This is a genomic window from Fusobacterium sp. IOR10 (assembly GCF_010367435.1).
GTDB lineage: Bacteria > Fusobacteriota > Fusobacteriia > Fusobacteriales > Fusobacteriaceae > Fusobacterium_B.
The window spans coordinates 1-24748 of the sequence record NZ_WJWY01000025.1; the positions used below are offsets into that span (position 1 = coordinate 1).

22 protein-coding genes and 1 pseudogene are annotated in these 24748 nt (G+C 26.5%); 7 read left to right on the plus strand and 16 right to left on the minus strand.

All coding sequences use genetic code 11. The features are described 5' to 3' along the window. Positions 1-154 precede the first annotated feature (154 nt). From GIL12_RS07650 to GIL12_RS07670, 5 genes are all read right to left on the minus strand, one after another. Positions 155-934, minus strand: a complete 780-nt coding sequence (locus GIL12_RS07650) for a peptidylprolyl isomerase (RefSeq protein WP_163469896.1) — start codon at positions 932-934, stop codon at positions 155-157. 64 nt (positions 935-998) lie between these two features. Continuing rightward, positions 999-1772 carry an ABC transporter permease gene (locus tag GIL12_RS07655; RefSeq protein ID WP_163469897.1) on the minus strand — a complete coding sequence of 258 codons (774 nt, stop codon included), beginning with the start codon at positions 1770-1772 and terminating at the stop codon, positions 999-1001. After that, positions 1765-2604 carry an ABC transporter permease gene (locus tag GIL12_RS07660; protein ID WP_163469898.1) on the minus strand — a complete coding sequence of 280 codons (840 nt, stop codon included), beginning with the start codon at positions 2602-2604 and terminating at the stop codon, positions 1765-1767. Before GIL12_RS07660 ends, GIL12_RS07655 begins: the two co-directional genes overlap by 8 nt. Continuing rightward, a complete protein-coding gene (locus tag GIL12_RS07665) occupies positions 2591-3730 on the minus strand; it encodes an ABC transporter ATP-binding protein (RefSeq protein WP_163469899.1) in 1140 nt (379 codons plus the stop codon). The genes GIL12_RS07660 and GIL12_RS07665 overlap by 14 nt, the downstream gene beginning before the upstream one ends. A 21-nt stretch (positions 3731-3751) precedes the next feature. Beyond that, the gene (locus tag GIL12_RS07670; RefSeq protein ID WP_163469900.1) at positions 3752-4105 is read right to left on the minus strand and encodes a RidA family protein; all 354 of its coding nucleotides are present in this window, start codon (positions 4103-4105) and stop codon (positions 3752-3754) included. A gap of 113 nt (positions 4106-4218) precedes the next feature. Here GIL12_RS07670 and ybaK point away from each other — a divergent pair, with 113 nt between their 5' ends. Together ybaK and GIL12_RS07680 are read left to right on the plus strand one after the other, a co-directional pair. Further along, positions 4219-4689 carry a Cys-tRNA(Pro) deacylase gene (gene ybaK, locus GIL12_RS07675; RefSeq protein ID WP_163469901.1) on the plus strand — a complete coding sequence of 157 codons (471 nt, stop codon included), beginning with the start codon at positions 4219-4221 and terminating at the stop codon, positions 4687-4689. Positions 4690-4995: 306 nt separating this feature from the next. Continuing rightward, positions 4996-5937, plus strand: a complete 942-nt coding sequence (locus GIL12_RS07680) for an ABC transporter substrate-binding protein (protein ID WP_163469902.1) — start codon at positions 4996-4998, stop codon at positions 5935-5937. A gap of 48 nt (positions 5938-5985) precedes the next feature. Here GIL12_RS07680 and GIL12_RS07685 read toward each other — a convergent pair whose 3' ends face one another. Continuing rightward, on the minus strand, positions 5986-6792 hold the full coding sequence (locus tag GIL12_RS07685) for a glucosaminidase domain-containing protein (RefSeq protein WP_163469903.1): 807 nt from the start codon (positions 6790-6792) through the stop codon (positions 5986-5988). 140 nt (positions 6793-6932) lie between these two features. Between GIL12_RS07685 and GIL12_RS07690 the strand changes: the two genes are divergently transcribed. Then, entirely contained in the window at positions 6933-7715 is a 783-nt protein-coding gene (locus GIL12_RS07690; protein WP_163469904.1) for a TSUP family transporter, read from the plus strand. On the opposite strand, the gene GIL12_RS07695 is transcribed toward GIL12_RS07690, so the two are convergent. Both GIL12_RS07695 and GIL12_RS07700 read right to left on the minus strand, forming a co-directional pair. Next, the gene (locus GIL12_RS07695; RefSeq protein WP_163469905.1) at positions 7716-8924 is read right to left on the minus strand and encodes a sodium:proton antiporter; all 1209 of its coding nucleotides are present in this window, start codon (positions 8922-8924) and stop codon (positions 7716-7718) included. A 184-nt stretch (positions 8925-9108) separates the two neighbouring features. Beyond that, the gene (locus GIL12_RS07700; RefSeq protein WP_163469906.1) at positions 9109-10353 is read right to left on the minus strand and encodes a dicarboxylate/amino acid:cation symporter; all 1245 of its coding nucleotides are present in this window, start codon (positions 10351-10353) and stop codon (positions 9109-9111) included. 214 nt (positions 10354-10567) lie between these two features. On the opposite strand from GIL12_RS07700, the gene GIL12_RS07705 reads away from it, so the two are divergent. Further along, positions 10568-11956 (plus strand): sodium:alanine symporter family protein, encoded by a 1389-nt coding sequence (locus GIL12_RS07705; protein WP_163469907.1) that lies wholly within the window; start codon positions 10568-10570, stop codon positions 11954-11956. A gap of 115 nt (positions 11957-12071) precedes the next feature. Continuing rightward, positions 12072-13625 (plus strand): ribosomal protection-like ABC-F family protein, encoded by a 1554-nt coding sequence (abc-f, locus tag GIL12_RS07710; protein ID WP_163469908.1) that lies wholly within the window; start codon positions 12072-12074, stop codon positions 13623-13625. Positions 13626-13651: 26 nt separating this feature from the next. On the opposite strand, the pseudogene GIL12_RS07715 reads toward abc-f, so the two are convergent. Beyond that, positions 13652-14679: pseudogene (locus GIL12_RS07715) on the minus strand (low specificity L-threonine aldolase). A gap of 139 nt (positions 14680-14818) precedes the next feature. On the opposite strand from GIL12_RS07715, the gene GIL12_RS07720 reads away from it, so the two are divergent. Continuing rightward, the gene (locus tag GIL12_RS07720; protein WP_163469909.1) at positions 14819-15010 is read left to right on the plus strand and encodes a hypothetical protein; all 192 of its coding nucleotides are present in this window, start codon (positions 14819-14821) and stop codon (positions 15008-15010) included. A 16-nt stretch (positions 15011-15026) separates the two neighbouring features. Beyond that, positions 15027-15806, plus strand: coding sequence for a Cof-type HAD-IIB family hydrolase (locus GIL12_RS07725; protein ID WP_163469910.1), 780 nt, complete (start codon positions 15027-15029; stop codon positions 15804-15806). 38 nt (positions 15807-15844) lie between these two features. Here GIL12_RS07725 and nadD read toward each other — a convergent pair whose 3' ends face one another. The 7 genes from nadD to GIL12_RS07760 form a co-directional block, all read right to left on the minus strand. Further along, the gene (gene nadD / locus GIL12_RS07730; RefSeq protein WP_163469911.1) at positions 15845-16408 is read right to left on the minus strand and encodes a nicotinate (nicotinamide) nucleotide adenylyltransferase; all 564 of its coding nucleotides are present in this window, start codon (positions 16406-16408) and stop codon (positions 15845-15847) included. Positions 16409-16419: 11 nt separating this feature from the next. After that, on the minus strand, positions 16420-16872 hold the full coding sequence (locus tag GIL12_RS07735) for a PTS sugar transporter subunit IIA (protein ID WP_163469912.1): 453 nt from the start codon (positions 16870-16872) through the stop codon (positions 16420-16422). 12 nt (positions 16873-16884) lie between these two features. Beyond that, positions 16885-17640, minus strand: a complete 756-nt coding sequence (locus GIL12_RS07740) for a hypothetical protein (RefSeq protein WP_163469913.1) — start codon at positions 17638-17640, stop codon at positions 16885-16887. Beyond that, positions 17621-18649 carry a tetraacyldisaccharide 4'-kinase gene (lpxK, locus tag GIL12_RS07745; RefSeq protein ID WP_163469914.1) on the minus strand — a complete coding sequence of 343 codons (1029 nt, stop codon included), beginning with the start codon at positions 18647-18649 and terminating at the stop codon, positions 17621-17623. The genes GIL12_RS07740 and lpxK overlap by 20 nt, the downstream gene beginning before the upstream one ends. Positions 18650-18738: 89 nt before the next feature. Then, positions 18739-22257 (minus strand): chromosome segregation protein SMC, encoded by a 3519-nt coding sequence (gene smc / locus GIL12_RS07750; protein ID WP_163469915.1) that lies wholly within the window; start codon positions 22255-22257, stop codon positions 18739-18741. 12 nt (positions 22258-22269) lie between these two features. Beyond that, positions 22270-23595, minus strand: coding sequence for an ATP-dependent protease ATPase subunit HslU (gene hslU / locus GIL12_RS07755; protein WP_239056083.1), 1326 nt, complete (start codon positions 23593-23595; stop codon positions 22270-22272). A 174-nt stretch (positions 23596-23769) separates the two neighbouring features. Next, a complete protein-coding gene (locus GIL12_RS07760) occupies positions 23770-24741 on the minus strand; it encodes an electron transfer flavoprotein subunit alpha/FixB family protein (protein WP_163469916.1) in 972 nt (323 codons plus the stop codon). Positions 24742-24748: the final 7 nt, after the last annotated feature.

Consider the following 24748-nt stretch of genomic DNA (forward strand, 5'->3'; position numbering starts at 1 on the left):
TTAAGAAATAGAATTTTAATTTATAGCAATTTAACAAAAATAAAAATTCCTTCAGCATAAAGCTGAAGGAACAAAAACATTATTTATTTTTTTATTTTTCTCCACCAACACCAGTTGACAAAGAACCGATATATTTAATCAACAAGGCATTTTACTAATTTTGTAATTTTTTTTCAACTGCCCTAATAAGTTTAGGAACTATATATTCTTTATCCTCTTTCTTTTCATTTCTAGGAGTATATATTTTTTCTAACTCCCTTTTATATTCTTTTACTTCTGGGCCAAATTCAGAAATTGGCTTTACAGGATATTTTTTTAATTTTGGATATTTCTTGTCTATTTTTTTATTCCATTCCTTTACTTTTTCTGCATTCATTGCTAAAAGTAAATCTGAGTGTCCTGTTATTTTTATGGTTTTAATAACATCACCCTTTTCTAATTTTTTAATTCTTTCTCCATCTATCTTTGAAATTACTTCTCCAAAAACTGTATGTTTTTGATTTAAAAAATCTGCTGGATAAAGAGTTATGAAAAATTGACTACCACCTGTATTAGGTCCAACATTGGCCATAGCTAACATTCCAGTTTGATAAAAATCTAACCAATCTACAAATTCATCTTTAATTTGATAACCTGGTGTACCTTTTCCTGTTCCAGTGGGATCTCCACCTTGGATTATGAAGTTTTCAACTGCTCTATGGAATATAGTATTGTCATAATATCCTCTTAATGCCAAATTAACAAAATTTGTAACTGTTATAGGTGCTGCTTCTGGGTATAAATAAAAACTTATTTCTCCTTGAGTTGTTACAAAAGTGGCTCTAATATCGTTATACTTTGCCATTTTTTCTTCTTTATTCCCGCCCATAAAAGAGCATCCACCTAAAAGAAATAAAGACATTGATATAAGAAGCATTTTTAAATATTTTTTCATAAATTTTTCCTCCAAACAAATATATTTACTCTCTTTTGACTTGCTTTTTCAATATTTAGTTTATTTATTTTATAAAATATTTTTGTAACTTTGTTGTTGACAGGGTTAAAGCAACTGCAAATGCAATAAATATAACAGATAATGCATTTATAACAGGAGATATTCCTAGTCTTATCATAGAATAAATTCTTAAAGGTAAAGTTGTTATTCCTGGGCCAGCAACAAAAAATGTTGCTACAAAATCATCAAATGAAAGAGTGATTGCAATTAAAAAACCAGAAACAATTGCAGGAAGTAACATTGGAATTATAACTTTTTTTAAAGTTTGAATTTCTGTTGCTCCTAAATCATAAGATGCTTCAACGATTGAGTAATCTAAATCTGACAATCTAGATAGAACAATAAAAAGTACAAATGGGATATTAAATGTAGTATGAACAATTATAATACTCATAAGTCCCAAATTTAATTTAACTGTTACAAATAATATTAAAAGAGAAACTCCCATTATTATATCTGGAACAATTAAAGGAAGATATCCTAAAACTTCTAAATATTTCTTATATTTAAATTTATACCAATGAATCCCTATAGCTCCAAGGGTCCCTAAAGTTGTGGAAATGGTACTTGAAATAATTGCAATTACTATACTATATCTAAAAGCTCTCCAAAGCTCATCTGAATATAAAAATAATTCTTTATACCATTTCAATGAAAATCCTTGCCAAACCATTGACTTTCCTTTGTTAAAAGAATAAATGACTATAACTACAAGGGGTAAATAAAAAAATAACATTGACAAAACAAAGAAAAATAAAGATGTTTTTCTTTTATTCATAATTATCACCTCTTTTCTTAGCCATTGATCCTACTAAAACAAAAATCATAGTTAATAATATTAATACTGATGATATTGTTGCTGCAAGGGGCCAATTTCTTGTTTCTGTTAGTTGACGAGCAATAACATTTCCCATGAATATAGAATTCACTCCACCTACAAGTTTAGGAATAACATATGATCCTAACATTGGAACAAATGTAAATATACCTGCTGTAACTATTCCTTGTTTAATATTAGGCAAAAATATCCTAAAAAATGCTTGTCCATTTGTTGCTCCTAGATCTCTAGCTGCATCTATTAACGCAAAATCAAATTTTTCTATTACTGCATACAGTGGAAGTATTGCAAAGGGTAAACTTGTATAAACAGAAATTAAAACAACAGCACCTGTATTATATAAAAATTGTATTGACGTATCTATTAAACCTATTTTTTTCAAAAATATATTAACAAATCCATTATGTCCTAAAATAGCCATCCAAGAATATATTCTTATTAAAAAATTAGTCCAAAATGGAATTATAATAAGATATATATATAATTTTTTATATTTTGATCTAACAATAAAATATGCAGTTGGAACAGCTATTATCAAAGTTATAAAAGTCACACCTAAGCTTACTAAAATAGTTTTCAGTACTATTTTAATAAACATAGCATTTAAAAAAATATTAAAGGCATCAAAGGATAATTTAAATTCAACTCCACCATAAAGACCTTTTTTTAAAAAAGAATAAACTAATACTATTCCCATTGGAATTAAAAAGAAAATAGTTAACCACAGTGTTATTGGCCATGTGTAAGCCACTCCTCTTTTATCTGTTTTCATTGGCTTCGTCCTCAACAATTTCTACTAAATAACTATCTTCTGAGTTCCATGAAATATATGCATTCTCATCCCATTTAACACTAGTATCATCATCTTCATAATAAACTGCATGCTGTTTGAAAGCTTTCATAGAAATTTTTTCATCTCCATTTATCCATAAAAAATATTTACTTTGAAAACCTGTATATATAACTTCATCAACATAAACTTTTAAAACATTAAATCTTTCATCTATTTTTTTAGGGAAACTTTTTGTAACTTTTATTTTTTCTGGTCTTATTGATAATTTAACTATATCTCCCACTTTTACTTTTTTATCCATTTCAAAAAGTATCTTCCCATATTTATCACTTTCTAAAGTTGCGTGGATATCGCTATTAATTTCAATAACTCTGCCATCTATAAAATTGTTTTCTCCTATGAAAGATGCTACAAATGCATCAGATGGAGATTCATATACTTCTGCTGGGGTTCCCACTTGAAGAATTTCACCCTTATTCATAACTGCAATTCTATCTGATATAGAAAGAGCTTCTTGTTGATCATGAGTTATAAATATAAAAGTGATTCCAACTTCCTCATGAATATTATCTAATTCAATTAATAATGTTTGTCTCAATTTTGCATCTAAAGCTGACAATGGTTCATCAAGCAATAAAACCTTAGGTTTATTTATTAGAGCCCTTGCTATTGATACTCTTTGTTGTTGTCCACCACTTAAATAACTTGGTTTTTTATTTCCATACATTTCTAAATCTATCAGTTTAAGCATTTTTTTCACTTCATTATCTATAAAATCGTTAGATTTATTTTTCAACCTTAGAGAAAAAGCTATATTTTCATAAACTGATAAATGAGGAAATAATGCATATTTTTGAAATATTGTATTTATTGGTCTAAGATTAGAAGGTAAGTTTGATATTTGTTTATTCCCCAAATAAACAATCCCTTCATCTGCTTCAATAAAACCTGCTAATATTCTAAGTAAAGTCGTTTTCCCACAACCTGATGGTCCTAAAATAGAAAAAAATTCTCCACCTTTAATTTCTAAATTTATATTTTTTAAAACTGATTCTCCATCAAATGATTTATTTAATCCTTTGATGAAAACACTTTCTTTTTCCAATCTCGTCCTCCTGAATTAAAATTATACTGCTGCTGTTACTACTATTTCTATTAATAATTCCTTTTCTGCTAAAGCAGCTTCAACACAAGCTCTAGCTGGTGCATATCCCTCTAATACCCAATTATCCCAAATATCATTCATTTCATCAAAATAACTTATATCTTTTAGGTAAATTGTAGCTGATAAGATTTTGCTTTTATCTGAACCGATACTTTTCAAAACTCTTTCAATATTTTCCAAAGCCTCTTTTGTTTGAGTCTTTACATCTTTTTTTCCTTCATTTTCCTCATGACAACATTGTCCACATAAATACGCGACTCCATTATATATAACTGCCTCGCTTAATCTTTTTCCTTGATTATATCTCTTTATCATTTTTCCTCCTAATATTTTTAATTCTAAGTTATTTTTATTATATCATAATTTTTATTTTTTTTAAAAATATGTTAGAATAGTAATTAGAATATTTTTATTTTAGGAGGTTTCCAATGAAAAAAACTAATGCTGTTAGAGAGTTAGACAGACATAAAATAAATTACAATTTAAGAGAATACAAGGTGGACGAAAATGATTTAGGGGCAATTCATGTTGCCTTAGAAACTGGTCTTGACTTGGAAATTATATTTAAAACTTTATCCCTTCTCAATGAAAAAAAAGAACTTATAATTGCCTGCATCCCTGGTGGGGATTCAATTGATTTAAAAAAACTTGCTAAATTAGCTAAATGTAAAAAAGTTGAAATGTTACATTTAAAAGATCTAACTTCTTATACTGGTTATATTAGAGGAGGATGTTCTCCCATTGGTATAAAGAAAAAACATACTACATTTATGCATGAAAGTGCTTTGAAACATGAAAAAATTGTCTTAAGTGGTGGGATGAGAGGACTTCAAGTTGAAATAGCTCCACAAGATTTAATTGATTACTTAAATATCACTGTTGGAGATATAATTCTTTAAATATCTTGACAATTGAAAAATTATATATTATAATACGTCAATATTAAAAAAGGAGGTTATCAAATGTATTTATCTAATATGTCATCTTTAAACACAAATTGGTGGAGCTGCATGAAAAAATTTATAAACGTTAAACAAATATTAGATATTTATGCTAATAAATTTGATAACATTTTTATTTTTATTATGTAGTATTTTAATAAAATTTTAAATTATTTGAATTTTCAAAGGCAGTCTAATATACTGCCTTTTTTTGTTACTTTTTTTTATTTGACTTTAATAGATTCACAAGGGAGATGATATTTCATGAAAAAATTATTTGTATTGATTATAGGGTTATTATTACTTACAAGCTGTGGAAGTGAAAAAAAAGATAAAAAAATAAAAATAGGAATAACACAACTAGTTGAACACCCTTTCTTAGATAATGCCACTGAAGGTATTAGAGAAGCTTTAATAGATAATGGTTATGATGCTAACGAAATTGATCTAGAGTTTCAAAATGCCCAAGGAGATTTTGGAACAGCACAAGCTATTGCATCATCATTTGTTCAAGATAAAAAAGATTTAATTTTCACAGTAACTACTCTTTCTGGACAAACTATGTATAATGCTACAAAAAAAATTCCTCTTATTATGACTGCTGTACAAGATTTTAAATTAGCTGGTCTTACTGGAGAAAATATAACTGGTACAACTAATGGACTTAATGTGGAAGAAGTTGTTAACGCTACAAAAAAAATTCTTCCTAACTTAAAAGTTATTGGTGTTGCTTATAATACTAGTGAAGCAAACTCAGAATCTCAAGTAAATCAATTAAAAGAAATTTGTGAAAAAAATGGATTTATTTTAAAAGAAAAAGGGTTTACTAAAATAGATGAGATTTCACCTGCTATTGATACTCTACTTCCTGAAATTGATGTATTATATACTCCCACAGATAATATGTTAGTTCTTTCTATAAATAATATTTTAGAAAAAGCTAATAAAGCAAAAATTCCTGTTGTTGGATGTATGGATTCTAAAGAAAAACCTGGAGTATTAATAATTCAAACTTTAGACTATAAAAAACTAGGTTATAGAACAGGAGAAATTGGAATAGAAGTTTTAAAAGGAAAGAAACCAAGTTCAATACCTATAGAAATTCCTAAAGGAACTGAAATTATAATTAATAAAAAAGTTGCCACTTCTCTAGGTATAAAAATAAATCCTAATCTTAATTTTAAAAATAATGTAATTATTAAATAATATAAGTACATATAAATAAAAAAGAAGGGATAAAATATCCCTTCTTTTTTATTTGTCATATTTTTCTAATTTATTATATTTTAATGTTTTCTTTATTTTATTAACGTAGACTCTCCCCTCTTCTGAATATTTAGTTAACATCTCTGCAACTGTATAAACATCTGAGCCTTCATTTATATGTTGTCTTACTTTCTTATAAGCACCAGCTCTAGACATTAACATACATATATCTTCCACTGTTTCCTTTAAAGTTTTGTAACTTCTTAAATGAGCTGTAAAATTTTTCCTTGAAGATTTAGCAGCTATTCTTTCTTCATTCTTTTTTGAAGACCAAATACCAAAGGCATTATTTCCTTCTCTAAAAAATCTTGAAGTTCCCCAAGCACTTTCTAGTCCCCCTTGAGCTAATATTAAAGAAGTTGGATATATTATCATTTTTGATTCTAATTCATCAAAATTTTTAAATTCAACTTTATATTTTTTGAAAATTTCTTTTAAATACTTTTCTTCTTCTATGGAATATTTTCTTTTTTCCTTTAAATTTTCAACTATTCTCCTATTATTTAATATTTCCTTATGCACAATTCTTATTGAAGGAAGCATTAAGTTTATAAAAGCATCCTTTTTTTTTGCTGGGGATAATTTTCTAAGATCTATATTTAATTTACTAAATACAAAATCTTCCTTCCTATCAACATATATGTCCTCTAATTTGTTAACTTGAATTTCTTTATATTTTACCTTAGTTATAATTTCCTTCTTTTTCATAAAACCTATACCTATAGCCTCTGTCTTATAAGCTAAAAGAACAAAAATTAATATGAAACTAAGTAAAAAAATTGTTACTTTTTTCATTTTTTCCTCCTAATTTTTATATCTGAAGTTATAGTATACTATATTTAAAAAAAAAAATAAAATTTTATTAGATTATTTTTATTTATTTGATATACTATTAACTATATAATCTAATATTTTATTTCCTTTAGGAGGAACTCATGTTCAATGATATTTTTACAAATTTTAGTATTACCACTTTTTTATTTTTAGCTATAGCTCTTTTTATAGGATCTTTTATTGATGCCATAGCTGGAGGTGGCGGGCTTATAACTGTGCCAGCTTATATCTCTTCTGGATTACCTATACATATTGCCCTTGGGTGTAATAAAATGTCTGGAACGTTCTCAACTGTTGGAAGTAGTCTTAAATATATTACTTCTGGTAAAGTTAATTTCAAAGCTTTAAAATATCCAGTTATTTCATCTCTTATTGGAGCTTCATTAGGAGTTTATGTTTTGAACCTAATTAACGCTAAATTTCTTGCTCCAATTGTTATTGTCCTTCTTTTAAGTGTTACTGTATATACCTTTACTAATAAAACTATGGGTTTATCTAGCAGTTTCGAAGGCATTAACAAAGAAAATACCTTTAATGGAACTCTTTGGGCTTTTTTTATTAGTTTTTATATTGGATTTTTTGGTCCAGGGGGTGGATCGTTTTTAATATTTGCTTTTATTAAAATATATAAATTTGATTTTATCCAAGCTTCTGGTAATGCAAAATTAATAAATTTAATTGCTAATATTGCTAGTCTTTTAGTCTTTATCTTTCTTGGAAAAATAGCCTACTTATATTCTGTGCCCCTAAGCCTTGTATCATTTGTTGGTGCACAATTTGGAGCTAAATTTGCTATTAAAAGAGGAGTTAAATTTATTAGACCTATTTTTTTAATAATTGCTTCTATAACTACTATAAAAATGATAATTGAACTTTTCTTTTAATTATAATAGCTTTTTTCTACCTATTCTAATTCCAAAAACTCCTATTGGCACAGTTATAATTATAGATAAAACTCCTATTGCTAAAAGTATTTCTCCATGGGGAACTCCCATCATAAGAGGAATACCTGCAATAGCTGCTTGAACTGTTGCCTTTGGAGTATAGGCTAATCCACAAAATACTCTTTCTTTTTTATTTAAATTTGATCCCATTAAGGATATACCTACCCCTAACATTCTTCCAATTAATCCAATTAAAATTATTATAACTCCTACAAATCCAGAATTAAATACTACTCCTACATTTACAGCTGCTCCAATTAATACAAATAATAAGATCTCAGCAAAAACCCAAATTTTATTAAATTTTATAGATAATCTTTTTGCTAATTCTGGATGTCTTTCTAATATCATAAAACCCATAGCCATTATTCCTAGTAAACTTGCTATAGGAAATAAATTTATATTTTCCAACTGATGAAATACTGCTGCTACCATCATAAATATTATAGCTTTTCTAGTATCACGGGTATGGTATTCTTTAAATATTCTAACTAAAATTTCTCCTGCTAAAAGTCCTAAAATTATACCTATAACTATACTTACAGGTATTTTAATAACCTCTAAATATATATTTACACCTTTTCCCATAGCCATAGCTAAAAAAGAGGAAAATAATGTTATTGCAAAAACATCATCTATGGAAGCTCCTGCTAATATAATTGTTGGAATATCTTTTTCCTTTCCATAACCCTTCTCTTTTAATACTAACATTTCTGGAACAACTACTGCTGGAGAAACTGCTGCAATTATAAATCCCAAACATCCTGATATTGAATAACTATATCCTAGTAATAAATGAGTTACTATCATTATAGTAAAACCTTCCATAAGACATGGAATTGATGCCATTCTTATTGCAACCTTTCCTATTCTATTAAGAACTTTTTTATCTATACTAAGCCCTGCTCTTATTAAAATAATAATTAATGCACAAAGTCTTAAATCTGAAGATATTAATAATATTTTATCAGATATAAAAAAACTCTCTAAATATTTATAGCCTAAAGTATCTACAAAATAATTTTTAGAATAACCTCCCAATAAAATTCCTGTAAGTAGCATTCCCAAAAGAGAAGGTAATCTTAACTTCTCAAAAACCTTTGCTAAAAACATAGCAACTAAAACAAAAAATGCAAAACTAAATAACATATTTCCTCCTTAAATTTTTTCAAAAAAAAGCTTCTGTAAATATGAAATCATATCTACAGAAGCCATCATCTTTTCTAAGCATTTTAAAATTTAAATTTTAATAAACTTAAATTTTTTAGGAGAGCCTCATCTCCTATCATTTTTAATATAAGTTATTATAACCAATTTTCTATACTTTTTCAACTTATATTTTAACTTTATTTTCCTTTCTCTTTTCAACTCTATCTACAATTAAAGAGCAAACTAGATCTCCTGTTACATTAACAGTAGTTCTTCCCATATCAACTATTCTATCAACTGCCATTATAAGACCAATTCCTTCTAAAGGTAATCCAACTTGAACTATAACCATAGACAACATAATTGTACCTACTCCTGGAACTCCTGCTGTTCCTATTGAGGCAAGAACTGCTGTTAGCACAACTATAAAATAATCATTTGTAGTTAAACTTACATTATATAATTGAGCTATAAATACTGTGGCAACTCCTTGCATTATAGCAGTTCCATCCATATTTATTGTAGCTCCAAGTGGAATTGTAAAAGCGCATACTTTTTCAGATACATTAAATTTTTCTTTTAACAATTTTATATTTAAAGGTATACAAGCTGCGCTACTTGCTGTTGAAAAAGCAAGAGTTATTGATTCTAAAATATTTTTAAGAAAGTTTAATGGACTTTCCTTTGCAATTAAACGAAGTAATATTTGATATGTTACAAGGGCATGAAATATCAATATTAAATAAGTTACCCCTATAAATGCCCCTAAAGGTTTCATTGCACTCCATCCTAAAGTAATAAAAGTTTTACCTATTAATCCAAAAATCCCAAATGGAGCTAACTTCATTATTATTTCCACCATTTTTAGCATTAATTCATTTGCCTCTTCAAATATTTTTTTAATTTTTTGTCCTTTTTCACCAATTACAGTAAGAACAATACCTATCATTATTGCAAAGAAAATAACTTGTAGCATATTCCCTTCCACTAAAGCTTTAAATGGATTTTTAGGAATAATGTTAAGTAATACATCCACAAAAGAACCTGCCTCTTTAGCTACAAACTCTGTTTGCTGCAAGTTTTCTATCATAATTCCTTTTCCTGGATTAAATATATTCGCTCCAAATATTGCACAAATTATCCCTATAGCCGTTGTACTCATAAAAAATATAATAGCCTTAACACCTATACTTCCCAATTTTTTCACATCATTCATTGCAGCTGTACCATTTACTAAAGATACAAATACCAATGGAACTATTATCATTTTTATAAGTCTTAAAAAACCTTGTCCTAGTATCTGAAATAAAAATCCTAAAACATATTTACTTACAATTACGTTTTCTTTAAATGGATATAACAACGCTCCTATTAAAATCCCTGAAACCAAACCAATAAAAATCTTATGAATCATTTTTAATTTTTTCATAAATATCCCCCAGAATAATTTTTCATAAATACTTGTGTATACACAAGTATTTATAGGCTAGAGTTTACCACAACTTGCTTTCTTAGTCAATACACATTTATTAATTTAGTATTATTTTTCAAAAAAAATCTTGCATTTATCATTTGAATAATCTATAATCTAAAGATATAATTTTTAAATTGTTAAAATATTTTATTTATCTAAGGGAGGATATATGGTTTTTATTTCATCAATAGTAGATTTTCTTAATAATATTTTATGGTCTTACGTTCTTATTATATTATTAATTGGTGCTGGATTGTTATTTTCTTTTCAAACTAAATTCGTACAATTTAGATTGTTAAAAGAAATGGTTGTTCTTTTAAAAGAAGGAACTGGAGGAGTTAAAAATGGTGTTTCATCATTCCAAGCTTTTTGTATAAGTACTGCTTCTAGAGTTGGTACTGGTAACTTAGCAGGAGTTGCTCTAGCAGTTGCAATTGGTGGTCCTGGAGCAGTTTTCTGGATGTGGCTTATAGCTTTATTAGGAGCAGCTTCAGCTTTTGTTGAATCAACTTTAGGTCAACTTTACAAGGAAAAACGTGGAGATAATTTTGTTGGTGGTCCTGCATATTATATTGAAAAGGCTCTTAATTTAAGATGGCTTGGAGTTACCTTTGCAATATTAATATCTATCACTTATGGATTGGTTTTCAATTCTGTTCAATCAAATACTATTTCATTTGCTTTTAATAGAGCCTTTGGACTTAGTAGAGGGTATGTTGCAATTATTCTATTTATAATGACTGGATTAATAATATTTGGAGGAATTAAGAGAATTGCAGGAGTTGTGTCTAAAATAGTTCCTATTATGGCAGTGCTTTATGTTTCTGTTGTATTTGTTATTTTAGCTATGAATATTACAAAAATACCTGGAATATTTATGCTTATAATATCTGATGCCTTTGGACCAAAACAATTTGCTGGTGGAGCAATTGGTATTGCTATGATGCAAGGAATTAAAAGAGGGTTGTTCTCTAACGAAGCTGGTATGGGTAGTGCTCCTAACGCTGCAGCAACAGCTCATGTATCTCATCCTGTTAAGCAAGGGTTAGTTCAAACTTTATCTGTTTTTACAGATACTATGATTGTTTGTTCTTCTACTGCTTTCCTAATACTAGTTACTGGTACATATAAAAATTCTGATCTTTCTGGAATTCAACTTACTCAAGAAGCTCTTACTTCACAAATTGGAAGTTTTGGATCAGTATTTATTGCAATTTGTATTTTCTTATTTGCTTTTAGTTCACTTATTGGAAATTATTATTATGGAGAAGCTAACATTCAGTTCCTTTCAAAAAATAAATTTTATCTAAATTTATATAGACTTTCTTGTCTACTAATGATAGCTTTTGGAAGTATAGCTAAACTTGGTTTTGTTTGGAATTTAGCTGATTTATTTATGGGTCTTATGACTATAATAAATATTTACGCAATAATCAGACTTGGAAAAATTGCTAAGCTTTGTCTTGATGATTATTTATCTCAAAAAGCACAAGGTAAAGATCCAGTATTTAAAGCTGAAAATATTGGTTTAACTGAACATGTTGATTGTTGGAAATAGACAAATTAAAATTTAAGTTTAAATAAAAAGAGTTATTTCTAAAAAAGATTTAACTCTTTTTAATTTTTTTGTTATACTATTAACACTATAACAATTTTAAGGAGAAAATAAATTTATGAGTATTTTAGATGTTAAAAACGTAACACACGGATATGGTTCTAGAACTATACTAGAAGATGCTTCTTTCCGTCTTTTGAAAGGGGAACATGTTGGTCTAGTTGGTGCTAATGGAGAGGGTAAATCAACATTTTTAAATATAATAACTGGCTCTCTTGTACCTGATGAAGGAAAAATAGAATGGTGTAACCATATAACCACTGGATATCTAGATCAATATAGTACTTTAGAAAAAGGAAAAACTATTCGTGATATTCTTCGTTTTGCATTTAATTATATGTTTGAATTAGAAAAAGAAATGTTAGAACTATATGATAAAATGGGAAGTTGTGATCCTGATGAAATGGATAGACTAATGGAAGAAGTGGGAGAAATCCAATCTATACTAGAAAGTTCTGATTTTTATTCTTTGGACTCTAAAATAGAAGAATACGCTGCAGGATTGGGACTCATTGAAATTGGACTTGATAAAGATGTTAGTGAACTTTCTGGAGGACAAAGAGCTAAAATTTTACTTACTAAGGTACTTCTTGAAAATCCTATGATATTAATACTAGATGAGCCTACTAACTTTTTAGATGAAAATCATATTTTTTGGCTTAAAAACTTTCTAAAAAATTATGAAAATGCTTTTATTTTAGTTTCCCATGATATTCCTTTTTTAAACGAAGTTACAAATGTTATTTATCATGTTGAAAATGCTAATCTTACACGTTATACTGGAGATTATTATGAATTTATAAAAATGCATGAATTGAAAAAAAGACAAATAGAACAAGCTTATAAAAAGCAACAAAAAGAAATTGCACATCTAAAGGATTTTATTTCGAGAAATAAAGCTAGAGTAGCCACTACTAATATGGCTAAGGATAGACAGAAAAAATTAGATAAAATGGATATTATTGAAATTTCCAAGGAGAAAATTAAACCATCTTTTAATTTTAAAATAGCTAGAACTCCAAGTAGAGAAATTGTTATTGTTAAAGATTTAATAATTGGATATGATGAACCCCTTACTAAAATATTAAATTTTTCAATTGAACGTAACCAAAAAATAGCTATTAAAGGTGTTAACGGTCTTGGAAAATCAACTCTTTTAAAAACACTTCTAGGAAAAATCAAGCCTATTTCAGGAGAAGTTGAACATGGACAATTTTTAGAAACTGGATATTTTGAGCAAGAGGAAGATATTAAAGGAATAACAGCACTGGATTTTATTTGGAATGAATTTCCAAGTTTGACAAACTATGAAGCAAGAGGTGCCCTTGCAAAGTGTGGACTGACAAAGGATCATATTACAAGCCAAATCCAAGTCTTATCTGGGGGAGAAAATGCTAAGGTTCGTCTATGTAAGCTAATGTTAAGAGAATCTAATTTTTTAGTTCTAGATGAACCTACTAACCATCTTGATGTTGATGCTAAAAATGAACTAAAAAGAGCTTTACAAGAATTCAAAGGAACTATTCTTTTAGTTAGCCATGAACCTGAATTTTATATGGATATTGCCACAGATATTTGGAACGTTGAAGATTGGACAACTAAAATAGTATAAAAAAAAAGACTTTTCAGTCTTTTTTTTTATTTACAAATTTTATTAAAATCCTCTATAAATAATTCTATATGTTCTTCCTTTGTTGCCCAAGATGTTACAAAACGAACAATCGACCTATCATTATTATATTTCCCTTGAATTTCATATTTATATTTTTTTCCCACTTCTTTTAATATTTTATTTGGAATAATCACAAATAATTGATTGGTAAAGGAATCTACATATAATTCCATTTTATTTTTTAAAAAATTTTCTTTTAATTTTTTAGCCATTAAATTAGAATGTTTTCCCACTTCCCAATATAAATTTTCCTTGAATAATTCATTAAATTGAATTCCCAATAATCTTCCTTTGGCAAATAAAGCTCCTCTTTGTTTAATACTATATTGAAATCCCTCTGTTAATTTTTCATTGAAAAATATAACTGCTTCTCCAAAATAAGCTCCACATTTTGTTCCTCCCACATATAAAACATCACAAAGATCTTTATAATCTTCAAATAAAATATCATTATCTTCAGATGTTAAAGCTGATGCTAATCTTGCTCCATCAATAAATAAATATAATCCATTTTCTTTACAAAATTTAAATAATGATTTTAATTCTTCTTTTTTATAAAGAACTCCTAATTCATTTGGGTTAGATATGTATACCATCTTTGGTTCTACATTGTGAGCATCTGTATGACAAGATAATACATTTTTTATTAATTGTGGATTTAATTTTCCATCCTTTGTTCCTATTAATCTTACTTTATGCCCAGTAGATTCAATAGCTCCTGTTTCATGAGAATTTATATGACCTGTTTCTGCTGAAATTACAGCTTGGTAAGGTCTTAATATATGAGATATTACTGTTAAGTTAGTTTGTGTTCCACCAACTAAAAAACGAATATGATAATTTTCACATTTTAATTTTTTTTCATATTTTTATATGCTTCAAATGTATATTCGTCTTCCCCATAACCATCTGTTTGAATTAAATTACTTTTTAACAATACATCCATTATTTGTGGATGAGCACCCTCACTATAATCATTTTTAAAACTTATCATATTAATCTCCTCCCAATTTGCACTTTTAAATATAGTTTAAGTATATTATGTTTAAAACTTTTTGTAAAGAATTTTATAAAAACATTGTATATAAAGGAAAAACAATTTATAATAATATATATACAATGAGGAGGAATTTATGATTTTAGAAGATATTTTTAAATTAGATGGAACTATTATTACTGAGGAACAAGTTAACAAAATTATGCAAAGTGAATTTATTGCATATTTTCAAAACTGTGGTGATAGTGGATTAAAAATAGGTTATACTTGGGCTATTTTCACTTTAATAGATGGTAATGAAGTTAATGTTTACTGTAAAACTGTTTAATTAAAAAGGAGATTTTATGAAACTCATAGTAAGTGATTTAGATGGTACTCTTTTAAATAACCAAAGAGTAATTTCAGAAGAAACGAAAAAAATTCTAAATAAACTAAATCTTAAAGGAATTGATTTTGCCTTTGCATCTGGAAGGGGAATTAAATCAATTATTCCATATAGAAATTTTTTAGGAATAAACTCTTATTTTATTTGTAATAACGGAGCTAGTATTTACGATAAAAATGAAAACTTAATTTATGAAAGCCCTATTGAAGAAAAACATGTTGAAAAACTTATAGACTATTTCAGAGAAAATAATATTAACTTCAATGGATTTTATAAAGATGAATTATTTATTGATAACTGCAATAAAAATAAAGTTGTAACTTTAGAAACTCAGTATAAAGTTGTTGAACTTGAAAAAATGAAATATTTCCCTAAGATGATAAAACTTATAATTAAAGGAAATGAGGAATTTATAATTTCATTGAAAAAAGAAATGGTCAATTTATTTTCAGATTTCTTAGACATTACTATATCTCACCCAACTTGTTTAGATATTGTTAGCATCAAAGCTACAAAGGGAAATGGAATCAAATTTATTTCTAAGAAATTAAATATTTCAATAGGTGATATTATGGCCTTTGGAGATGGGGGAAATGACTTAGATATGTTACAAACTGTAGGACATCCTGTTATTATGGAAAATAGTACTTCTGAGCTTAAGGATTCTATTAAAAATCAGACTCTTTCCAATATCAATGATGGAGTTGCATATTATTTAAAAAAATATTTTTCATTATAAAAAAATCCTTTAGCATAGCTAGCTAAAGGATTTTTTACTTAATATAATTTTTTTATTTTAATGTAATCTAAAACTTCTTTTTTTAAAGAATCTTTACAGTTTTCACCTTTATGTAGTTTTTCTCTAATTTCACTTGAAGAAACATCATAATAATCATTTTCTATTTCTATGATATTTTTTGATTTAATAGCACTGGTATATCCTTTTCTTTTTAAAACCACAACCTTAGCTAAATTTAAAATATCTTTATAATTTTTCCATTCATCAAAATAAGCTGCTGAATCTTCCCCAATAATCTCAAAATATTCATGCTCTTTTCCATATTTTTTAATTATTTTTTTTAATGTATCATAGGTATATGACACTTCATCTGAATCTATTTCAATCCTAGAAATTTCAACCTTAGGTATATTTTCAAAAGATATTTTGCATAGGTTATACCTTTCTTCTTCATCTAAAAGATTAGTTTTACCGTGACAAGCAGTGCCTACTGGTATTATAATCAACTTATCTAAATTTAATTTTTTTATAATTAACTTTGATATATTCTCATGTCCGTAATGTGGAGGATTAAAACTTCCTCCATAGATACCTATCTTCATAATTTTCTCCATTAATTTTCAATTTCCATAATAGATTCTATTAATTCTTTTTGATTTCTGGCACTTTTTATCATCTCTCTATTATTTTTACTTCTAAAAATTCTAGCTAATTGGGAAAGTAAAATTAAATATTCTGAACTTTTTTCCTTTGGAGCTCCAACTAAAACAACTATTTTAATTGGTTCATTATCCAAGGAATCATAAATTCTTGGTTCTTCTAAAAGACCTATTGCTATTATCAAATCTTTTAATCCTTTTCCCCTTGCATGGGGAATAGCTATTCCCATACCTATACAAGTACTTCCTATTTTTTCTCTTTCATATAAATTATTTAAAAATTCAGATTTATCAGTTATTAAATTTGTATTATTATTTATAAGTTCAACTAATTCATTAATAATTTCTAATTTCGTAGGTTTTCCTTTTATAATCGTTATTAATTTACTATTAAAATAATTTATCATGAATTTCCTCCATTATATAAATAATTTATTTAAAATTTCTTTTTCTATTTCACCAATAACTTCTTGATCTTTTATATCAAATTTATCCATTTTTTCCATTAGAATTGAAATATATTTTTTTTCTTCTTTATACTCAAAGGAATTTAAAATTTTAAAATATGAAATTATTTTAAATCCTTCCTTTGTCATAAATTTTTCTTTATTATTTATTATTTTTTCTTTTATAGTTTCCTTAGATACTGATGAATCCTTAGCATATTCAAAATCATGAAAATCAGTTCTCATTTTACTAACATAGCACATTACCAAATCCATAACTATATCAATATAACCATATTTTTTAAAATATTCTCTCATTGAATAAACTTGTATTGCTTTATTAAAATCAATATTATCCATAAGAGTATAATTAAATAATATCTTAAAAAATTTTTCTTCATCTCTAAAATACATTTCTTTACAATAGGGTAAAAGATGTTTGTAACTTCCCTTTGCAATTAATTTCAATATATTTTTATCAATTTTATCATCATTTTCACTTGTCATTCTTGAAATTGATCTTATTTCTTTATCCTCAGACTCTTTATAAAAATTCATAGAATAATTTATAAATTTTTTAATATCTTCAACAAAAACTGCTGCTGGTATTATATTGTTGAATTCTTTTCTTGTTATTTCACCATTTTTTTTTAAAGTAAAATAGGCATTTTCTCTAAAAAATCTCCCATTTTCTTTTAAAAAATCATTCTTACTTTTGAAATCTAACATTTGTTCCTCCCTTAAAACATTCCAAAGAATTATTCTCTAAAAAATCAAATTCTATTTTTAGAACATATAGATTTTCCCATTCTATATCCTTTGGAATTTTAACTATATCTTTTTCAGTTGTAATTACATAACTAGCATTTATATCCTTGGCTCTTTTTTTTATTAGAGCTATATCCCTATCCTTAAAGGAATGATGATCTAAAAAATCAATTCTTTCTATATATTTAGGGTTTAGAGAAATTACAGTTTTCTCAAAATTCAAAGGATTTGCAAGACCTGAAAATAAAAGTACTCTTTTATCTTTTACCCAAAACAATGGTTTCATATTTCCTTCTATGTCATAAAGACATTTTATTCCATGCCTAGCCACAGAAACTGGCTTTCCATACTTACCTCTCAAAAATCTTTTTAATTTATTTAAATCTCTTTCTGCTATTAAATCAGACTTAGTTATTATAAATTCAGATGCTCTTTTAGCTGCTGAATCAAATTTCTCCCTTAAAGTTCCCTTGGGTAAAAGAGCATTCCAACCAAAAGGATTAGTTGCATCTATTAAAACTATATCCCAATTTCTAAAAAATTTTCTATGTTGAAAACCATCATCTAAAATTATAGTATCAACATTAAACTTTTCTTTAGCTAATTTAGCTGCTTTATATCTATCCCTACCAACTATTATTGGAACTTTTAAGTTTAATACATGGATATAAGGTTCATCTCCACTTTCTAAGGAAGTAACAAATATTTCTTTCCCATCAGAAACTACTAGGGGATCTACTTTTCTTTTTCCTCTATAGCCTCTTGAAATAACTGCTACTTTTTTCCCTTCATTTGCTAATTTTTTAGCAAAATACTGTACTGCTGGAGTCTTTCCTGTTCCTCCAACTGTTATATTTCCTATACATATAACAAATAAGTCCTCTATTTTATTTATTTTTAAAATTTTCCTATCATACAACAAATTTCTTAAACTTGTAATAAGAAAATACAAATATGACAATATCTTCATCCTTACCTCTTTTAATAATTTCTTTCTATCTTTACATTTTACCTTTAATTTAGTTAAAATGCAAAAAAAATTATTTTAATTTTTTTGTATTATAATTTAACTGGTACAATTTTAGAAATACCTATCTTTTTATTCATTGTAACTCCAAATAAACTATCTGAAGATCTCATCGTCTCTTTATTATGAGTTATTAAAATAAATTGTGACTTATCTGTAAATTCTTTTAATTTGCTAATAAGTTTTTTTGTATTTTTTTCATCTAAAGCTGCTTCAATTTCATCAAGAAATGTAAATGGACTTGGTTTATACATAAATATAGCTATTATAAAGGCTATAGCTACCATTGATTTTTCTCCACCTGATAATAGTGTTAGGGATTGCCTCTTCTTATCTTTAAACTTAACATATATTTCCACACCACAATTTTCATAATCTTCTTTATTAACAAGTGTAAGATTACCCTCTGAGTTATCAATTGTTTCCATACACATAAAGTTGAAATTTTGATTAATATTTTCATAGGCATCAAAAAATCTTTTCTCTATATTAGCTGAAATGTCTTCTATAACTTCCAACAAAGAATTCTTGCTATTTTCCAAATCATCCTTTTGATTTTTTATAAATTTATATTTTCTGTCCAATTCTTTAAACTCTTCAACTGCAAGTAAATTAACAGTTTCAAAAAACTTAAGTTTATTATCTAAATACTTTATTTTTTCCATGGAAACTTTATAATTATTTCTATCAACTTTTATGTTATGAACAATGTCCTCTAAATTTTTTAAACTTTCATTTAAAATATTTAATTCCCCATTATAACTTACTAATCTTTCTTTTTCTGCCTTCAAACGCTCTTCTTCTTTATATATATGATTTTCATTTTCCTTTATTTCTATCATATATTCTTTTTCTTTAACATCTAAAAGTTCATTTTTCTCTTTCATAACTTGTAAGTTAATATTTTCCTTATCAAATTGAACATTTTTTTCTTCTCTTTCCAAATCAATTCTTTTTAAATCATCCTTTAGTTTCTTAAGTCCATCTAAAAGTTTTGAAATTCTTTCTTTTATAAATATTTCATTTTCTTCTAATTCTAACTTTTCTTTTTTATTATTACTAATATCATTTTTTATTGTTACTATTCTATCTTTACTATTTAAAAATTTAATTTTCATATCAGAAAATTCATCTTTTAATTTTATCAAAGAATTATTTACTTCTTCTAATTCCTTTGATTTTTTATTAATATCATTTTTTATTTCTTCTGTTTTCTTTTCAGTATCTTCTTTTTTAGCACTTGAACTTTCTATTTTTTTCTTATATTCCTTTGCATAGTTTTCTTCTTCTTCTTTTTCTGATAAATAAATATTTTTATCCTTTAATAATTTTTCTTCCTTTAATTTTAAATTTTCGAATTCTTCATGATAAATTTTCACATTCTTTCTTAAATTTTCAATTAATATGTCCAATTCGTGAGTTTTATTTTCTAATTCTTCTATTTTTTTTGAATATTTTTCTTGCTTTACTTTATTCTCATTTATTCTTGCTGTTAATTCTATTAATAATTTTTCTAATCTTTTAGATTCTTTTCTTCTTTCAAACATCTGAGAAACAGCTGAATTTCTATTACTTCCACCTGTTATTCTTCCTGAACCACTTATATATTCACCTTGTAAAGTTACAATGTTTCCTGAAAACAAATTCTTTCTAGAAATATCAACTGCAATATCTATATTTTCAACAACAAGTAAATTAGAAAGTACCATATCTATTACTTTTTTATATTTCAAATTATAATTTATTAATTCTGAACCTCTCCCTATAATTCCTTGAATTTTAGGAATATTCTTTTTCCCAAAGGTTTTAATTGTGTCTAAAGCCAAAAATGAAGCCTTTCCAACTTTTCTTTCCTTTAAAATATTAATACATTTTTTAGCTACTCCACTATTTTCAACAACTATGTCTTGTAAATTTCCTGAAATAGAGGCTTCAATTGCCTTTTCATATTTTTCTGGGACTTTAATAATTGAAATAAGAGCCCCTTCAACACCCTTTATTCCCTCATTTAATATTTCTTTTACACCTTTATAAAAACCTTCGTTATTTTCTTCAAATCTTAAAATTTGTTCATATTTTCTTCTGTTACTAATTTCTTCTCTTTCATCTCGTCTAAGTTCTTCAGAAATTCTATTTGATTCTATACTTACCCTTGAAATTTCTTCTTCACAATTCTCTTGCTTTTTTGATGCCTCTAACAATTGTTCTTTTTTTTCTAATCCATTTTTTCTAGCTGATTCTTTTAAAGCTTCATTTAAGTTGATTTTTTCGTCTATTTCCAACAAATCTCTCTCTATAGCTTTTATTCTAGAATTACTACCTCTCATTCTTTTTTCTGAATTTTCAATATCATTGGATTGTTGTAATTTCATAACTTCATAATCTAATATTTTTCTTTTGTTTGTCTCTATTTTCTTTTCTATTTCTATTTTTTTTGCATCTTTTATTTTTATCTTCTCTTGAAATTTAGAATAATTTTCTTCTCCAGATGTTATATTAAATTCTAATTTTTGTCTTTCTTTATTTAATATTTCAAGTCTATTTAAATTTTCGGTTTTCTTATTTAAAATGACTTTTAAATTTTCTTCTTTTTCTCCAAGTTCTCTATTATAAGATTGTGATCTTTCTAATAACTTAGTTTTTTCATTTTCAAAATTATTAATTAAATTTTTTAGCTCTTCATTTTTGTCCAATGAATCTTTTATTTCTTGTTTTATTTTTTCCTTATCTAAAATAATTTCAGATAAAATCTTTTCTTTATTTCTTTTTTCTTCCTCTAATATACTTTTATTTTTAGAAATATTTGCAACCTTTTCCTTTGAAATTTCAATATTATCCTTATTATTTTCTATTTCATAAAATATAAGTCCCTTGCTTAAGGAATCTCTTTCTTTTTTTAATTCTAAAAAAGCTAATGCTTTATCTGCTTGTTTTTTTATCTTAATTCTATTTTCATTAGTTTCATTTAATATTAATTCTATCTTCTCAACTTCATTTGTTACATTGATTAATTTTTTTTCAGATTCTAATTTTCTTGTTTGATATTTTTTTACCCCTGCTGCTTCTTCTATTATTTCCTTTATTTCTTTTTTAGAAGATGAAATAATTCTTTCTACTTTCCCTTGCCCAATAACAGAATAAGCTGATTTACCGACTCCTGTATCCATGAATAAATCACTAATATCTCTTAATCTAGATTTTTTGTCATTAATTAAATATTCATTTTCACCTGTTTTATGAAGTTTTCTAGTTATTTTTACTACTTCGCTTTCTATTTGGAAAAATCTATCTTTATTATCTATTGTTAGTGATACTTCAGCATAGGAAGCTCCATTTTTTTTAGCTTCCCCTGAAAATATAACATCTTTACTCTCTTTAGCTCTAATATTTTTATAGGATTGTTCCCCTAAAACCCATAATATTGAATCTAATATATTAGATTTTCCTGATCCGTTGGGACCAACAATTGAAGTTATACCACCACTAAAATCTATTTTTATTTTTTCTCCAAATGATTTAAATCCATATATTTCAACACTTTTTAAATACATTGGCTCCCTCTCTTATAGTATATATTTGTCTAAATCTTCCTCTTTAAATTTATCTTTAAATGTTTTTTCAATATATTTCTTGTCAATTGTAATTTGTTTTGTATCTGTAAATGGAGCCTCAAACATAATATCTTTAAGTAAAAATTCTAAAACTGTAGAAAGTCTTCTTGCTCCTATATTTTCTTCATGTTCATTTAAATATATGGAAAATTCAGCTATTTTTGCAATTGCTCCCTTAGTTATTTTCAGTTCTACATTATCAATTAAAAGCATTTCTTTATATTGCTCTATTAAATTATAATCTATATTTGTTAATATTTTTATAAAATCCTTTTCTGTTAAATCGTCCATTTCAGTTACTATTGGAAATCTTCCTTGTAATTCAGGCATAAGATCTGAAAAATCTGCATCTGAAAAAGCTCCTGCAGCTATAAACAATATGTGATCTGTTTTAACTGGCCCATATTTCGTCATAACAGTGGTTCCTTCAACTATAGGAAGTATATCTCTTTGAACTCCTTGTCTAGAAACATCGCTTCTTCCATTGTTTCCACTTTCTACTATTTTATCTATTTCATCAATAAATATTATTCCATCTTCCTCTGCAGACTTTACTGCTTCTATATTTATCTCATCCATATTCATATTTTTATCTATTTCTTCATTTATTATAATTTCTATAGCATCCTTTACGCTTACCATTGTTTTTTTTGATTGTTTCCCATCAAAATTTGACATTATACTTTCTATTATAGATCCCATATCTCCATCTGATTTGTTTCCAATAACTTCAACCACTGGTCCTTCTATATTCCCTCTTCTAACTGGTTTGTCTATTTCTATAATTTTATCATCGTAAACTCCATCTTTTATTTCATTTATTAATTTATTCTTACTATCATCATTTATAACAGCTAATTTATCTATTTTTTTAGCAACTTTTTCAATAGCCACGTTAAAATATTCTTTTGCTAGAATATCTATTTTTTCTTTTCTTAATTTTCTAATTGTAATAGCAACTAAATCTTTAATTATACTTTCCACATCTTTTCCAACGTATCCTACTTCTGTGTACTTTGTAGCTTCAACCTTTATAAATGGTGAATTAGTTATTTTTGCCAATCTTCTTGCTATTTCTGTTTTCCCAACCCCTGTTGATCCTATTAAAATTATATTTTTAGGAGTTATTTCTCTTCTCATAATTTTATTTTTAATTGATTTTCTTCTATATCTGTTTCTTAGTGACACTGCTACATTTTTTTTTGCCTCGTCTTGAGAAACAATATATTTATCTAATTCTTCAACTATTTTTTTGGGAACTAAATTTCTTTCCATCATTTATTGTATCTCCTTTCTGTATATAAATTTTTTTTATTTTTACATATTATTGTACCATAATTTTTAAATAAAAACATCTGAAATTCTCAATTTTTCTGTGATAATAAAAATAGACACTGGCTATAAAAACCAGCGTCTATTCAATATATGAATGAAACATACCTAAAACACTATTTAATTTTCCTTCATTTGCTTAATTTCATTTATCATAACTGGTAAAGCTTCCATAACATTACCAACTATACCAACATTGGCAACTTCAAATATTGGTGCATCTTCATCTTTATTAATTGCTACAATATAGTCAGAACCAATCATACCTGAAACATGTTGAACTGCCCCTGAGATTCCACAGGCAATGTATAATTTAGGTCCTACAACCTTACCTGATTGACCTACTTGATGTATTTTTGATATCCATCCTGCTTCTATTGCTGGTCTTGTAGCTCCTACAACTCCACCTAATAGCTCAGCTAATTCCTTAACTAGTTTGAAATTGTCTTCATTACCCATTCCTCTTCCACCAGCAACAATAACTTCTGCTGCTTCTAAATCAACAGTTTCCGCTATTTCTTTAACTACATCCACTATTTTTGCTTTTATATTTTTTTTATCCAGTTTTAATTCTAAAGAATTTATTTCCCCTTTTCTTTCTTCTTCTTCTAATTTTTTAAAAGCTCCAGAACGAATAGTTCCTATTTGTAATTTAGAATTATCCATTACCATATCAGAAAATAAAGTTCCTCCATAGGCAGGACAAGTCCATACAATATTTTTTTCATCATCTAACTTTAGCCCAGTTGCATCAGTTACACAACCAACACCTAGTCTTTCAGCTAGTCTAGCAGATAATTCTTTTCCAATTAAAGTTCCCCCTAAAATGAAAACTGAAATATCCTTTTCCTTTAAAACTTTTTCAAAAGCTTCCACATACATATCTAAATTTACTTTGTTTAATTCTTCTGACTTAAGTACTAATACTTCATCAGCACCATGATTTATTAATTGTTTTATTAATCTTTCGTCATTTTTCAAAATAGCTGTTATAATCCTATCTCCTACTTTTTTACCTGCAGAAATAGATTCTAAACTACTTTTTAAGATTTCATTGTTTTTTATTTCCACAAATGTCAATATATTTTTCATTTCTAAT